The organism is Streptomyces sp. NPDC048277 (genome assembly GCF_040652235.1).
Classification (GTDB): Bacteria; Actinomycetota; Actinomycetes; order Streptomycetales; family Streptomycetaceae; genus Streptomyces.
In genome coordinates this window covers 1-1,273 of the sequence record NZ_JBEZLQ010000091.1, presented here as the reverse complement: position 1 = coordinate 1,273, position 1,273 = coordinate 1, and the positions used below count along the sequence as shown (strand labels likewise).

Here is a 1,273-nt window from a genome sequence, read left to right as displayed (position 1 = left end):
CTCGACGTCGCCGAGGCGGCTGTCCTGCTCCAGGCGCGCGGTGAGGCACTGACCGACCTCGCCGCTTCCGCCGCCCGGGTCCGTGACGCGGGCCTCGCCCAGGCGGGCCGGCCCGGTGTCATCACGTACTCGAAGAGCGTCTTCGTCCCCCTCACCCGCCTGTGCCGGGACAAGTGCCACTACTGCACGTTCGTCACCGTCCCGGGCAAGCTGCGCCGGGCCGGGCACGGGATGTTCATGTCCCCGGACGAGGTGCTCGACGTCGCCCGCAAGGGTGCCGCCCTCGGCTGCAAGGAAGCCCTGATCACCCTCGGCGACAAGCCCGAGGACCGCTGGCCCGAGGCGCGCGAGTGGCTCGACGCGCACGGGTACGACGACACGATCGCCTACGTCCGCGCCGTCTCCGTCCGCATCCTGGAGGAGACGGGGCTGCTGCCCCACCTCAACCCGGGCGGGATGTCCTGGACCGACTTCCAGCGCCTGAAGCCGGTCGCCCCGTCGATGGGCATGATGCTGGAGACGACCGCGACCCGGCTGTGGTCCGAGCCCGGCGGCCCGCACCACGGCTCCCCGGACAAGGAACCGGCCGTCCGGCTGCGCGTCCTGGAGGACGCCGGCCGCTCCTCCGTGCCCTTCACCTCCGGCATCCTGATCGGGATCGGCGAGACGTACGAGGAGCGCGCGGAGTCCCTCTTCGCGCTGCGCCGCGTGGCCCGCTCCTACCACGGCGTCCAGGAACTGATCATCCAGAACTTCCGCGCCAAGCCGGACACGGCGATGCGCGGCATGCCGGACGCCGAGCTGGACGAACTGGTCGCCGCGGTCGCCGTCGCCCGGCTCGTGATGGGCCCGGCCGGCAACATCCAGGCCCCGCCCAACCTCGTCGACAGCGAGTACGAGCGCCTGATCGCGGCCGGCATCGACGACTGGGGCGGCATCTCCCCGCTCACCATCGACCACGTCAACCCGGAACGCCCCTGGCCGCAGATCGAGGAACTCACCGAGCGGTCCGCGGCTGCCGGGTTCGAGCTGCGGGAACGTCTGTGCGTGTACCCGGAGTTCGTCCGCCGCGGCGAGCCCTGGCTGGACCCCCGGCTGCGCCCGCACGTCGCCGCCCTCGCGGACCCGGAGACGGGACTGGCGGTCCCGGACGCGGTCGTCGAGGGGCACCCGTGGCAGGAGCCGGAGGAGGTCTTCGTCGCGACCGGCCGCACCGATCTCCACACCGCCATCGACACCGAGGGCCGTACGACCGACCGCCGCGACGACTTCG

1 protein-coding gene is annotated in these 1,273 nt (G+C 72.7%); it reads left to right on the top strand.

All coding sequences use genetic code 11. From position 1 onward, the window contains the following. Positions 1-1,273 (top strand): 7,8-didemethyl-8-hydroxy-5-deazariboflavin synthase CofG (cofG, locus tag AB0D85_RS52275; protein ID WP_362338793.1); only part of this gene is annotated, 1,273 nt, incomplete at both ends.